Raw genomic sequence first — 12,692 nt, 5'->3', positions numbered from 1 at the left:
GCGTGTCACCCGACCGGGGTGGACAACGCTTCTGCGCCGGCCGCCGACCGGTCACCATGCGCGCATGCACCCCACGCCGGCGTTCCCCTGCCCGGTCTGCGGCACCCCCGCGACCGGGCCGGCGGGGGCGCCCTGCCCCACCTGCGGGCTGCCCGCCGTCGGCCAGGCCGCGCTGGTCGTGGCCCGCATCGGCGCGACGCTCGCCGAGCTGACCCGCGACCGCGACGCGCTGCTGGCCACCCTGCGCGCGTCGGCTCCCGGCGCGGCGCCCGCACCCGCTCCGGTGCCCGCGCCGCCGCCGGCCCCGGTGCCCGCGCCTCCTCCCCTCGTGATGCCTCCCCCGCCGGCGTACGTCCCGCCCCCGCCGCGGCGCCGGCTGAGCCCGCAGCAGGTGCTGCTCGGCCTCGGCGCCCTGCTGCTCGTCTCGGGCGCGATCGCCTTCGTGGCGCTGGCCTGGACCCGCCTCGGGCTGGCCTTCCAGGCGTCGGTGATGCTGCTGGTCACCGCCGCGGCGTGCGGCGCCTCGGCCTGGACCGCCCGGCGCGGGCTGCGGGCCACCGAGGAGACGCTGGCCGCGGCCGGCGCCGCGCTGCTCGCCGTCGACCTCGCCGCCGCCTACGGCAAGGGGCTGCTGGGCGTGGACGGGCTGCCGCTGCGGCTGTGGGCGGCGATCGGCTGCGGCGTCGTCGTCCTCGTCGCCGTCGGGCTCGGCCGGGCGACCCGCAGCACGACGACGTGGCCGCTGGCCGCGCTGCTCGCGGCCCAGCCGGCGCCGTTCCTGCTGCTGCCGCCGGGCGCGCTCGACGGCCCGTCCGCGGTGGCGGTCGCGTTCGCCGTCGCCCTCGTCGACGTCGCGGTCCTGCTGCGGGTGCGCCGGCCGCTGGTGCCGGTCGCCGCGGTGCTCGCGCTGCTCGCGGCGGGGGCGGGCGCGCTGGGCGCGATCACGGTGGCCGGGTCGTCCGGTCCGGTCGAGGGGTGGACGGCGACGGCGCTGCTGGCCGCGGCCGCCGCCGGCGCGGTGCTGCTGCCCCGGGTGCCCGGTGCCGCCGGGCTGCTGCCCTCCCCCGCCGCCGTGGCCGGCGTCGGCGCGGGTGCGACCGGCCTGGCGCTCGCCGAGACGCTGCACGGGTCGGGGCGGCCGGGCGCGGTCGCCGCGGCCGCGCTCGGCGTGGCGGCGCTGACCGCCGCCGTCCCGCTGGCGGGCGTCCGGGCCGCCGCCGCGGCGCTGGTCGCCGGGGGCGCCGCCACCGCCGTCGTCGGGGCCGGGCACCTGGCGGACGACGGCCGCTCCCTGCCGCTGGCGCTGGTCGTCCTGGCGGCGGCGGTGCCGGCCGCGCTGGCCGCCGTCCTGCTGCCCCGGCTCCGGGCGGGAGCCGCGGCGGCGGGGGTCTGCGCGCCGGTCGGCGCGGTCCTGGTCGCGGTGCGGGGCGGGCTGCTCGCCCCGGAGACCGCCGGGCTGCTGCTGGCCGTGGTCGCCGCGGTCGCGTTCGGGCTGGCCGCGCTGCGCGCCGGCTCCCCGGAGGAGGCGGCCCTCGCCGCCCCGGCCGGGGTGGCCGGGCTGCTGGGCGCGGCGGGAACGGTCTCGGCCGCGGCGTGGGGCCAGGTGGGGCTGCAGCTGGCGGTCACCGGGGCGGCGGCCGGGTGCTACGCCCTCGTGGCGCGGCGCGGCTGGATCGCCGTGGCCGCGGTGGCCGACCTGGTGGTGGCGAGCTGGATCGCCGTGGCCGGCGCGGGCGCGACGACGCCGGAGGCCTACACGCTGCCGGCCGCGGCGGGGCTGCTGCTCGTGGGCCTGCCGCGCATGCTGGCCCGCGGCCCGTCGTGGGCGGCGGAGGGACCGGCGGTCGCCGTGGGGCTGGCGCCGTCGGCCTTCCTGGTCGTGACCGACCCGACCGCGGTGCGGCTGGTGCTGGTCGTGGTCGTGGCCGCGGTCCTCACCGTCGTCGGGGCGTTCACGCACCGGCAGGCGCCGTTCGTGGTGGGGGCGGCGGCGCTGGCGTTCGTGGTGATCGGCCGGCTCTGGCCCTACGCGCCGCTGCTGCCGCGCTGGGTCACGCTCACCGCGGCGGGGCTGGTGCTGCTGCTCGTCGGCGCCACGTACGAGCGGCGGCGGCAGCAGGCGCGGGAGGCGGTCGCCTGGGTGGCGCAGATGCGCTGACCGGCTGCCGGGGCGGCCGCCGGCCCCTACGGTGGGCTCGTGGGGTCCTCCCGCACGCTGCAGGTGCTGCTCGGCGTCGGCGTCGCGCTGGTGGTCGTCGCCGCGCTGGCGGTCCTCGACGACGGCGGGACGGCCGCCCGCCTGCCGCTGCTGGCGCTCGCGGTCGCGGCTGCGGGGCTGTCGGTGGGCGCGGCGGCGCGGGGCCTGCGCAGCACCGAGGAGGCGCTGGCGCTCTGCGCGGCCGGTCTCGCCGGTACGGCGGCGTGGGGCTCCGGTCCGGGCAACGCGCTCCCGCTGACGGGGCTGGTGGCGCTGTTCCTGTGCCTGCGGGTGCTCGCGCCCACGACGGCCACCTGGCCGCTGGCCGCGTGGACCGGTCTGCAGCTCGCCGTCCTGCGGGTCGTCGACGCCCTCCCCGGTGCCTGGCACCCGTCGGTGTCCCTGTCGGTCGCCCTGGCCGGGCTGGCCGTGGCGCTGGGCGGACGGCGGGTCGTGGCGCGGGCCGCGCTGGCGACGACGGCCCCCTGGTGGGTCGCCGGGGTGCTCGGCGGGCTGACGACGGCGTGGACCGGCGAGGGCGCCGCACGGCACCTGGCCGCCGTCCTGGTCGTGGCCGCCGCCGCGGGGCTGCTGCCGGCGCGGCTGCGCGCCGACCTCGACGTCCTGCTCGGCCCGCCGGTGGTGGTGCCGCTGCTGGCCGGCGCGGTCGCCGGGGCGGCGGTGTCGGGGTCGCTCGCCGCTCTGGGGACCGCGGGCATCACCGCAGCCGGCTACGTCGGCGTGCTGCTCGCCTCGATGCTGCCCGAGTACCTGTCCGGCTGGCGGCGGGGGCTGTTCCGGCCGGTCGCGGTCGCCGCGGGGTCGGTCATGGCGCTGGCCGCGCTCGTGCAGCTGTGGGCGGGCGGCGACTGGGGCGCGCTGGTGGTGCTGTTCCTGCTCACCGCGGTCCCCACGGTGGTCGTGGCGGCGCTGCAGGCGGACGAGCGCGGGTCGGCGCTGCCGTGGGCGGTCGGCTGCCTGGCCGCGGCGGTCGTGCTCGCGGTGCCGGCCGGCTGGCTCGGCCCGGCGGCGGCCGCCGCCGTCCTGACCCTGCTGTACCCGGTCGGGCTGCTCGCCGCCGTGACGCTGCCGCCCGACGACCGGGGCGGCACGCTGGTCGTCGCCGCCGGGAGCGCGGCCGCCGCGGTGGCCCTGGTGGCGGTGGACGCCGACCGCGGCGCGCTGGCGGTCGTGCTGCTCGTGCAGGCCGTGGTCACCGTGGAGTGGGCGGTGTGGACGGCGGGTCCGGTGGACGACCAGCACCCGCCGTCGGCCGCGTGGCGGGTGGGCGCGGCGCTGGGGACGGCCGCGGTGTGGGTCGCCGTGTCCGGCGACGAGGTGCACGTGCTGGAGGAGTACACGCTGCCGCTGGCGATCGGCCTGCTGCTGGCGCAGGGGCCGCGGCTGCTCCTGGCGCCGTCGTGGTCGGCGTGGGGGCCGGGGCTGCTGGTGGCGGCCGTGCCCTCGGCGGTGATGGCCGTGGTGCTGCCGGGCGCCACGCGGCCGGTCCTGCTGCTGGCGGCGTGCGCGGCCACGATGGTGGCGGCCGCGGCGACCGGCGTGCGCGCGCCGCTGGAGATCGGCGCCGCCACCGCGGTGGGCACGACCCTCGCGCTGGCGCTGTCGGCGCTGGTCTGGCCGATCGCCGCGGCGCTGCTGACCGGCGTCGCCCTGCTCGCCGTCGGCGCCCGCCGCGAGCTCTCGCCGGCGCCCTACTTCTCCACGCCGCTGGCGAAGCTGCGCTGAGGTCCACGGATCACGAGCTCGACGCCCCACCGTGTCCGGATCGGCCTCCCGAGTGGTGCGCGACGGGCTGTCAGGGCACGACCGTCACGGTGAGGGTGACCGAGCTGGGGAACTGGGAGCAGGGGCCGAAGCCCGTGTAGCCGAGCATCGCCGCAGCGAGGGGGAAGACGTGCAGTCCGTAGACATCCAGGCCGCGCACGTGCTCCTCGATGTCCGTGATCCAGATCCGGGCTTCACGCGTGTCTCGATGACGATCCGCGATGAACAGCTCGAGATGGCCGTCCAGCCGGCCCGTCTGCCGTGAGCCCCCCAGGTCTCGAACGTTGTCAGAGTGCCTGCACCAGCCTTCACCGTCGAAGGCCATGTCGCCGGCTCTGCGAGCCTGGCCACGTCTCCATGTGGGACGGGTCGACGTGGCCAGGTCGCGTGCGAGCGGATGGAGGCGCGATCCCTGCGGCGCCCCATCGAACCGGTCTCGTCCGCCCCCGGGCTCAGGCGTGACCCGCGCTGAGCGTCACGCGCCCGGTTCCAGAACTAGGACTCGACAGCGATGCAGACGCCGGGCGGATCCACGTAGATCCCGACGATTCGCGCGTCAGTGGGGGCTCCCTCTGTGACAGCGCGCTGAACGATGTCGCTGACGGTTCTCTGGTCCGCCTCCTCGAGCGGAACCACGCGACCCTTCGCCGCTTCCTTCTGCTCTGTCGCCATTGGTCTCTCCTCGGTGCGGGCGTGACACCCGAGTCGGCCCGCCGTCCCTGCACCCCGTCCGGTGGGCGTCCTGGGTGGCACGCGATGTCTTCCTCCGGCTGCGGCGGCCCCGTCCCGGCCGAGCTCGGTCCGCGACCTCCACGCAGCTATCAGAGGCTCCGGACCGTCACTCCACCATCACCGCCGCATCACCCCGATCCAACGCCGTCGATCCGTGAAGCGGGATGGGCGTCGACTCGAGCGCGGCGTGGCGTCGCTCAGGGGCCGAAGAGAACCTCGGCGCAGACCGGCCGGTAGCCGGCGTTTAGGAACGCGCGCAGCGAGGCGGTGTTCGCCGTCGCCACCTGGGCCCACAGCGGCTCGCCGGCGGGGACGAAGGCGGGTGCGGCGGCCACCAGCGCGGTGCCCAGGCCGCGCCCGCGGGCGGCGGGGTCGACCTCCAGGCTGACCTCCCACCGCCCGGCGACCCCGCGGCCGAGGATCAGCACGCCGGCGCCGTCGGGCGTGGCCCGGATGCGCACGTCCTGCCGGTGCTCGAGCGCCCGCCGCACGCGCGGGTGGTCGACGTCGACGGGCACCAGCTCGAGGCCCGGCGACGCCGGCGGCGGTGGGGCCACCAGCACCGCGTCGAGGGATCCGGGCTCGACGCCGACCCGATCGGCCAGCGCGGCGAGGAAGCGGGCGCCCAGCGGCGCGGCGATCGGGTCGTGCGCCACCGCGCCGGCCACCCAGTCGGGGTCGACGTCGGCCGCGACGACGTGCCAGGCGGAGCCGCCGACGACGATCGCCTTGGCGCCGACCGGAGCCGGCACCACCGTCACGCTGGCGTCGGCCGCCGGTGGAAGGGCCTTCCCGCCCCCCGGGCCTCGCACGCTCGGCCCGGGCCCCTGCGGGAAGGCCGACAGCGCGAGGCGGCCCAGCAGGTCCCCGAGGCTCAGACCCGGAACCCCAGCGCCCGCAGCTGCTCGCGGCCGTCGTCGGTGATCTTGTCCGGACCCCACGGCGGCATCCACACCCAGTTGATCTTCACGTCGTCGACCAGGCCGGGGCCGGGGCCGCCGGTCAGCGCCTGCCGGGCCTGGTCCTCGATGACGTCGGTCAGCGGGCAGGCCGCCGAGGTCAGCGTCATGTCGAGGACGGCGACGTTGTCGTCGTCGACGTCGATGCCGTAGACCAGGCCGAGGTCGACGACGTTGACGCCCAGCTCGGGGTCGACGACGTCGCGCATGGCCTCCTCGACGTCCTCGAGCAGTGCCGACTTGTACGGCGGCAGCTCGGCCGGGGTGTCGTTGTCGATCGTCTCGCTCACTTGGAACCTCCGTCCGGGGTGGCGGGGTGGGCAACCGACAGAGCGCGCGCGGACGCGTCCTTCAACGCCATCCAGCTCATCAGCGCGCACTTGATCCGCGCCGGGTACTTCGACACACCGGCGAACGCGACGGCGTCCTCGAGTTCGTCCTCGAGCTTCTCGGCCACCGCGGCGTCGCCCTTGCTCTGCATCAGCGTCATGAAGTGCTCTCCGGTCTCCAGCGCCTCGGGCACCGTCCGGCCGACCACCAGGTCGTACATCGCCGACACCGACGCCTGGCTGATCGAGCAGCCCATCCCCTCGTAGGAGACGTCGGCGATGGTGTCGCCGTCCAGCTTCACCCGCAGGGTGACCTCGTCACCGCACGTCGGGTTCACGTGGTGCACCTCGGCGTCGAACGGCTCGCGCAGCCCGCGGCCGTGCGGGTTGCGGTAGTGGTCCAGGATGATCTCCTGGTACATCGACTGCAGCTGCATGTCAGCCCTCCTGGGAGGGTGCAACGCCGAAGAAGCGCTGGGCTTCCCGCACGCCGTCGGCGAGCGCGTCGATGTCGTCGTAGCCGGTGTGCACGTAGAACGTCGCCCGGGTCGTCGCCGGGACGCCGTAGCGCCGGACCACCGGCCAGGCGCAGTGGTGCCCCACCCGGACGGCGATGCCCAGGTCGTCGAGCACCTGGCCCACGTCGTGCGGGTGGATTCCCTCGACGGTGAAGCTGACCGCCCCGCCGCGGGCGACGGTGTCGGGCGGGCCGATCACCGTGACGCCGGGGATCTCGGCCAGCTTCGCCAGCGCGTAGCCGGTGAGCACCTTCTCGTGCTCCTCCACCTTGTCCATGCCGAGCGCGGACAGGTAGTCGACCGCCGCGCCCAGGCCGATGACCTGCGCGGTCATCGGGACCCCGGCCTCGAAGCGCTGCGGCGGCGCGGCGAAGGTGCTGCGCTCCATCCGCACGACCTCGATCATCGACCCGCCGGTGAGGAACGGCGGCAGCTCGTCGAGGACGTCGTAGCGGCCCCATAGCACGCCGATGCCCGACGGGCCCAGCATCTTGTGGCCGGAGAAGGCGAGGAAGTCCGCGCCCAGCGCGGCCACGTCGACCGGCTGGTGCGGCACCGACTGCGCGCCGTCGACCAGCACCAGCGCACCGACGGCGTGCGCCCGCGCGATGATCGGCTCCAGCGGGTTGATCGTCCCGAGGATGTTCGACTGGTGGGTGACCGCGACGAGCCTGGTGCGCTCGTTGACCACCGTCTCCAGGTCGGAGAGGTCCAGCCGGCCGTCGTCGGTGAGGCCGAGCCAGCGCAGGGTCGCGCCGGTCCGCTCGCAGAGCTGCTGCCAGGGCACCAGGTTGCCGTGGTGCTCCATCTCGGTCACGACGATCTCGTCGCCCTGGCCGACTGCGTAGGTGCGGAACTCCTCCTCCTTGGCCGTGGCGGCGTTGGAGAGGGCGTAGGCGACCAGGTTGATCGACTCGGTCGTGTTGCGGGTGAACACGACCTCGCGCTCGTCGGCGGCGCCGATGAACCGGGCGATCTTGCGGCGGGCCTCCTCGTAGAGGTCGGTCGCCTCCTCGGCCAGCTGGTGCGCGCCGCGGTGCACGGCGGCGTTGTGGTTCTCGTAGAAGTCGCGCTCGGCGTCGAGGACGGCGCGCGGCTTCTGCGCGGTCGCCCCGGAGTCGAGGTAGACCAGCTTCTTCCCGTTCCGCACGGTGCGCGACAGGATCGGGAAGCCCGCCCGGATCGCCTCGACGTCCAGAGGCAGGGGCGCCTGCTGCGCCCCGGCGGGACGCGAGACGGTCTGGGTCATGCCTTCGCGGTCTCCTTCGAGTCGGCCACGTACGCGGCGTAGCCCTCGTTCTCGAGCTTGTCGGCCAGCTCCGGGCCGCCCTCCTCGGCGATCCGGCCGGCGACGAAGACGTGCACGAAGTCGGGCTTGATGTAGCGCAGGATGCGCGTGTAGTGCGTGATCAGCAGGACGCCGACGTCGCTGTCCTCGCGGCTCTTGTTCACGCCCTCGGAGACGACCCGCAGCGCGTCGACGTCGAGGCCGGAGTCGGTCTCGTCGAGGATCGCGATGCGCGGCTTGAGCAGCCGCATCTGCAGGATCTCGTGGCGCTTCTTCTCACCGCCGGAGAAGCCCTCGTTGACGTTGCGCTCGGCGAACGCCGGGTCCATCTCCAGGCCGGCCATCTCGGTCTTGACGTCCTTGACCCAGGTGCGCAGCTTCGGCGCCTCGCCCTGGACGGCGGTGGCGGCGGTGCGCAGGAAGTTCGACACCGAGACGCCGGGGACCTCGACCGGGTACTGCATGGCGAGGAACAGGCCGGCGCGGGCGCGCTCGTCGACGCTCATGGCCAGGACGTCCTCGCCGTCGAGGGTCACCGAGCCGCGGGTGATCGTGTACTTCGGGTGGCCGGCGATCGAGTAGGCCAGGGTCGACTTGCCGGACCCGTTGGGGCCCATGATCGCGTGGGTCTCACCGGAGCGGACGGTGAGGTCGACGCCGCGGAGGATCTCCTTGGCGTCGTCCCCCTCCCCCACGCTGACGTGCAGGTCGCGGATCTCCAGGACGGACACTCTGTCGTGCTCCTCAGCTGTTGGCCGCGACGGGGAGGGCGCCGTCGGACTCGGTGTCGACGTACACGTCCTCGCCCTCCACGCGGACCGGGTAGACGGACACCGGCTCGGTGGCCGGGAGGTTGGTGGGCTCGCCGGTGCGCAGGTCGAAGCACGACCCGTGCAGCCAGCACTCGATGGTCGGGGCGCCCTTGAACTCCTCGACGTCGCCCTCGGACAGCGGCACCTCGGCGTGCGAGCACATGTCCTCGACGGCGTAGACCCCGCCCTCGAAGCGGACGACGGCGATGTCGACGTCGTCGAGCTCGACGCGCAGGGCGCCGGGCTCGGCCACGTCGGACAGCGCGCAGACCCGCTCGAACGCCATGTCAGGCCACCTCGACCGGCTGCTCGTCGAGGTCCGGCAGCGCGCCGAGGCGCGTCTCGATGGAGGCCATCAGACGGTCCTGCAGCTCGGGGACGCCGATGCGCTGGACGACGTCGGCGAAGAAGCCGCGGACGACGAGGCGGCGCGCGGTCTCGGCGTCGATGCCCCGCGAGCAGAGGTAGAACAGCTGCTCGTCGTCGAACCGGCCGGTGGCGCTGGCGTGGCCGGCGCCGACGATCTCGCCGGTCTCGATCTCCAGGTTCGGCACCGAGTCGGCACGGGCGCCGTCGGTGAGCACCAGGTTGCGGTTGAGCTCGTAGGTGTCGGTGCCGGTGGCCTGCGGGCGGATCCGGACGTCGCCGATCCACACGGTGCGGGCGCCCTCGCCCTGCAGCGCGCCCTTGTAGAGCACGTTGCTGGTGCAGTTGGGCACGGCGTGGTCGACCCAGAGCCGGTGCTCCTGGTGCTGCGTCTCGTCGGAGAAGTAGACGCCGAACAGCTCCGCCGTCCCGCCGGGGCCGGCGTACTGCACGTTGCTGACCAGGCGGACCAGGTCGCCGCCGAGGGTGACCACGACCTGGGTGAAGGTCGCGTCGCGGCCGACGACGGCGTCGAACTGGCCGGCGTGCAGCGCACCCGGCGCCCAGTCCTGCACGGACACGAGGGTCACCTGCGCGCCGTCGCCGACCAGGACGGCGACGCCGCCGGAGTACCGCGCCGCGCCGCCGTGGTCGAGCACGATCATGGCCGAGGCGAAGGCGCCGACCTCGACGACGAGCTGGCCCCAGACGACGTCGGCGGCGCCGGTCCCCGACAGCCGGACGGTGGCCGGCCGGTCGAGCTGCGCCTCGGGGCGGACCCGGACGACGGCGGCGCCGCCGGAGCGCTGCCGGGTGAGCGCGGCCAGGTAGTCGGTCGGCTCGGGCAGGCCCTTGAGCAGCGGGTCGTCGGCCTCGACGCTGGTCAGCTCGACACCCTCGGGCAGGTCGGTGTCCCAGGCTAGGTGCGCGTCGGAGGGCGCGCCGTCGAGCAGCGGGCGGACCCGGCGCATCGGCGTGAAGCGCCAGTCCTCCTCGCGGCCGGTGGGCCGGCCGAACGCCTCGGGGTCGGTCGAGGTGAACCGCTCGGCCGGGGAGCCGGTGGGTGCCGGGCCGCCGTGCGAGTGCGCACCAGGTGCGGCGCCCGTGCCGGGAGCCGGCGTGGCCGGCGGGCCGGCCTGGGCGCCGACGCCCTCGGCGAACAGCTCGCCGGCCAGCGTGGCCGAGTCGGTGGTGAGACCGGTCGTGTTGTCGGACGGCATCAGCCGACGGCACCTTCCATCTGCAGCTCGATCAGGCGGTTCAGCTCGAGGGCGTACTCCATGGGCAGCTCACGGGCGATCGGCTCGACGAACCCGCGCACCACCATGGCCATCGCCTCGTCCTCGGACAGGCCGCGGCTCATCAGGTAGAAGAGCTGGTCCTCGCTGACCCGGGAGACGGTCGCCTCGTGCCCCATCGCGACGTCGTCCTCGCGGACGTCGACGTACGGGTAGGTGTCCGACCGGCTGATGGTGTCGACCAGCAGCGCGTCGCACTTCACCGTCGACTTCGAGCCGTGCGCGCCCTCGTCGATCTGCACCAGGCCGCGGTAGGAGGTGCGGCCGCCGCCGCGGGCCACCGACTTCGACACGATCGTCGACGAGGTGTTCGGCGCGGCGTGCACCATCTTGGCGCCGGCGTCCTGGTGCTGGCCCTCGCCGGCGAAGGCGATGGAGAGCACCTCGCCCTTGGCGTGCTCGCCGGTCATCCAGACCGCCGGGTACTTCATGGTGACCTTGGAGCCGAGGTTGCCGTCGATCCACTCCATGGTCGCGCCCTCGTGGGCGATCGCCCGCTTGGTGACCAGGTTGTAGACGTTGTTCGACCAGTTCTGGATGGTCGTGTACCGGCAGCGCGCGTTCTTCTTGACGATGATCTCGACGACCGCGGAGTGCAGCGAGTCCGACTTGTAGATCGGCGCGGTGCAGCCCTCGACGTAGTGCACGTAGGCGCCCTCGTCGACGATGATCAGCGTCCGCTCGAACTGGCCCATGTTCTCGGTGTTGATCCGGAAGTAGGCCTGCAGCGGGATCTCGACGTGCACGCCCTTCGGCACGTAGATGAACGAGCCGCCGGACCACACCGCGGTGTTCAGCGCGGCGAACTTGTTGTCGCCGGACGGGATCACCGAACCGAAGTACTCCCGGAACAGGTCCTCGTGCTCCTTGAGCGCGGTGTCGGTGTCGAGGAAGACGACACCCTGCTCCTCGAGGTCCTCGCGGATCTTGTGGTAGACGACCTCGGACTCGTACTGGGCGGCGACACCGGCGATCAGCCGCTGCTTCTCGGCCTCCGGGATGCCCAGCTTGTCGTAGGTGTTCTTGATGTCCTCGGGCAGCTCGTCCCACGAGGTCGCCTGGGCCTCGGTCGAGCGCACGAAGTACTTGATGTTCTGGAAGTCGATGCCGGAGAGGTCCGAGCCCCAGTCGGGCATGGGCTTGCGCCCGAAGAGCTTGAGGGCCTTGAGGCGGCGCTCGAGCATCCACTCGGGCTCGTCCTTGCGGCGCGAGATGTCCCGGACGACGTCCTCGTCCAGGCCACGGCGCGCGGAAGCCCCGGCGACGTCGGCGTCGGCCCAGCCGTACTGGTAGCGGCCGAGCTGCTCGATCTGCTCGTCCTGCGTCAGCGGCGTGCCCACCGGCTGCTGGGTGCTGGTCATGCGTGCGTCCTCTCCCGGTGCGTCTGGGGGGTCGAGCTGGGGGACGTGGTCAGGCGCGCGTACGCCGACCGCTCCCTCGATATAGGGCCTGCGAAGGTCGATCTGTTCCCGGCCGCGGGCGCTCCCGGGATGTGTGTGGTGCAGATCCCGTCGCCGTGCGCGATCGTGGCCAGGCGCTGCACGTGCGTGCCCACCAGCCGGCCGATCACCGCGGTCTCCGCCTCGCACAGCTGGGGGAACTCCGCCGCCACGTGCGCCACCGGGCAGTGGTGCTGGCAGAGCTGTCCGCCGCTGCGGATCGCCGAGGCCGTCGCAGCGTAGCCCTCGGCCGTGAGGGCCGCGGCGAGGGCCTGGGCGCGGTCGGCCGGGGCCCCGCCGCCGGTGGCGGCGGCGACGGCGTCGGAGGCCCGCGCCTCCAGCCCGGCCAGCTGCCGCTCGGCGACCGCGCGGACGGCGTCGGGGCCGCCGACCTCGGCGACGTAGCGCAGCGCGGTCAGGGCCAGGTCGTCGTAGGCGTGCGGGAACGCCTGGCGACCGGCGTCGGTGAGCAGGAAGCGCCGCGCGGGGCGGCCGCGCCCGCGGTGCGGGTCGGCGGTCATCCGCTCCTCCGCCCGGCCGGCGGCCACGAGGGCGTCGAGGTGCCGGCGGACGGCGGCCGGGGAGATGCCCAGCCGGCCGGCCAGCTCCGAGGCGGTCTGCGGCCCGTGCTCGAGGAGGAGGGCGGTCACCCGCTGGCGCGTCCGGCCGTCGTCGGCACCGGCCGACGGACGGGCAGGAGCTGCCGTGCTGGTTTCCACAACACGAGTGTGTCCTATTTCGGCGACACCGCAACCAAGGGTGTCCTAAGTCGCGGGCGGTCGGCGAGGGTGAGGTCTGCGTCGCGCGAGGGTGAAAGCGCGGCGGCATCTGAGGGCGGCTCCGCGGCGGCGAGGTCAGCTCGGCGGCCGTGAAGGTGACTGTGCGCTGTGGCGGCCTGCCGCCGCAGCGGCGTCCCGGCCTCAGCGGGCCAGGGGGTGGGGACGTGGGCCGCCCCCGTCCGACATGGGT

The 12,692-nt window shown here is 74.8% G+C and carries 13 protein-coding genes; 2 read left to right on the top strand and 11 right to left on the bottom strand.

Annotated features, from left to right (window positions below; all coding sequences use genetic code 11):
- Positions 1-64 precede the first annotated feature (64 nt).
- Positions 65-2,158 carry an SCO7613 C-terminal domain-containing membrane protein gene (locus ACI797_RS09175; RefSeq protein ID WP_456858308.1) on the top strand — a complete coding sequence of 698 codons (2,094 nt, stop codon included), beginning with the start codon at positions 65-67 and terminating at the stop codon, positions 2,156-2,158.
- A 39-nt stretch (positions 2,159-2,197) separates the two neighbouring features.
- Entirely contained in the window at positions 2,198-3,943 is a 1,746-nt protein-coding gene (locus ACI797_RS09170) for an SCO7613 C-terminal domain-containing membrane protein (RefSeq protein ID WP_456858307.1), read from the top strand.
- A 70-nt stretch (positions 3,944-4,013) separates the two neighbouring features.
- On the opposite strand, the gene ACI797_RS09165 is transcribed toward ACI797_RS09170, so the two are convergent.
- The 11 genes from ACI797_RS09165 to ACI797_RS09115 all read right to left on the bottom strand — a co-directional run bounded on the left by ACI797_RS09165 (position 4,014) and on the right by ACI797_RS09115 (position 12,442).
- A complete protein-coding gene (locus ACI797_RS09165) occupies positions 4,014-4,307 on the bottom strand; it encodes a hypothetical protein (RefSeq protein WP_456858306.1) in 294 nt (97 codons plus the stop codon).
- Positions 4,308-4,477: 170 nt separating this feature from the next.
- Positions 4,478-4,654, bottom strand: coding sequence for a hypothetical protein (locus tag ACI797_RS09160; protein WP_456858305.1), 177 nt, complete (start codon positions 4,652-4,654; stop codon positions 4,478-4,480).
- 257 nt (positions 4,655-4,911) lie between these two features.
- Positions 4,912-5,466: a GNAT family N-acetyltransferase gene (locus ACI797_RS09155; RefSeq protein WP_456858304.1), complete on the bottom strand. Its 555-nt coding sequence runs from the start codon at positions 5,464-5,466 to the stop codon at positions 4,912-4,914.
- 122 nt (positions 5,467-5,588) lie between these two features.
- Complete coding sequence (locus ACI797_RS09150; protein WP_456858303.1) at positions 5,589-5,963, bottom strand: metal-sulfur cluster assembly factor; 375 nt, start codon at positions 5,961-5,963, stop codon at positions 5,589-5,591.
- Positions 5,960-6,439, bottom strand: a complete 480-nt coding sequence (sufU, locus tag ACI797_RS09145) for a Fe-S cluster assembly sulfur transfer protein SufU (RefSeq protein WP_456542512.1) — start codon at positions 6,437-6,439, stop codon at positions 5,960-5,962. The genes ACI797_RS09150 and sufU overlap by 4 nt, the downstream gene beginning before the upstream one ends.
- A 1-nt stretch (position 6,440) precedes the next feature.
- Positions 6,441-7,769, bottom strand: a complete 1,329-nt coding sequence (locus ACI797_RS09140) for a cysteine desulfurase (RefSeq protein WP_456858302.1) — start codon at positions 7,767-7,769, stop codon at positions 6,441-6,443.
- Entirely contained in the window at positions 7,766-8,539 is a 774-nt protein-coding gene (gene sufC / locus ACI797_RS09135; RefSeq protein WP_456542514.1) for a Fe-S cluster assembly ATPase SufC, read from the bottom strand. Before sufC ends, ACI797_RS09140 begins: the two co-directional genes overlap by 4 nt.
- Before the next feature lie 13 nt (positions 8,540-8,552).
- The gene (locus ACI797_RS09130) at positions 8,553-8,906 is read right to left on the bottom strand and encodes a non-heme iron oxygenase ferredoxin subunit (RefSeq protein ID WP_456542515.1); all 354 of its coding nucleotides are present in this window, start codon (positions 8,904-8,906) and stop codon (positions 8,553-8,555) included.
- A 1-nt stretch (position 8,907) separates the two neighbouring features.
- Complete coding sequence (gene sufD / locus ACI797_RS09125; protein WP_456858301.1) at positions 8,908-10,206, bottom strand: Fe-S cluster assembly protein SufD; 1,299 nt, start codon at positions 10,204-10,206, stop codon at positions 8,908-8,910.
- Entirely contained in the window at positions 10,206-11,645 is a 1,440-nt protein-coding gene (gene sufB / locus ACI797_RS09120) for a Fe-S cluster assembly protein SufB (RefSeq protein WP_456542517.1), read from the bottom strand. Before sufB ends, sufD begins: the two co-directional genes overlap by 1 nt.
- Positions 11,642-12,442 (bottom strand): helix-turn-helix transcriptional regulator, encoded by an 801-nt coding sequence (locus ACI797_RS09115; protein ID WP_456858300.1) that lies wholly within the window; start codon positions 12,440-12,442, stop codon positions 11,642-11,644. The genes sufB and ACI797_RS09115 overlap by 4 nt, the downstream gene beginning before the upstream one ends.
- Between the last annotated feature and the right edge of the window lie 250 nt (positions 12,443-12,692).

The sequence above is a fragment of the Geodermatophilus sp. SYSU D00691 genome (assembly GCF_054050275.1).
Note: the sequence above shows the minus strand (reverse complement) of the source record. Positions and strands in the feature narration are given on the sequence as shown.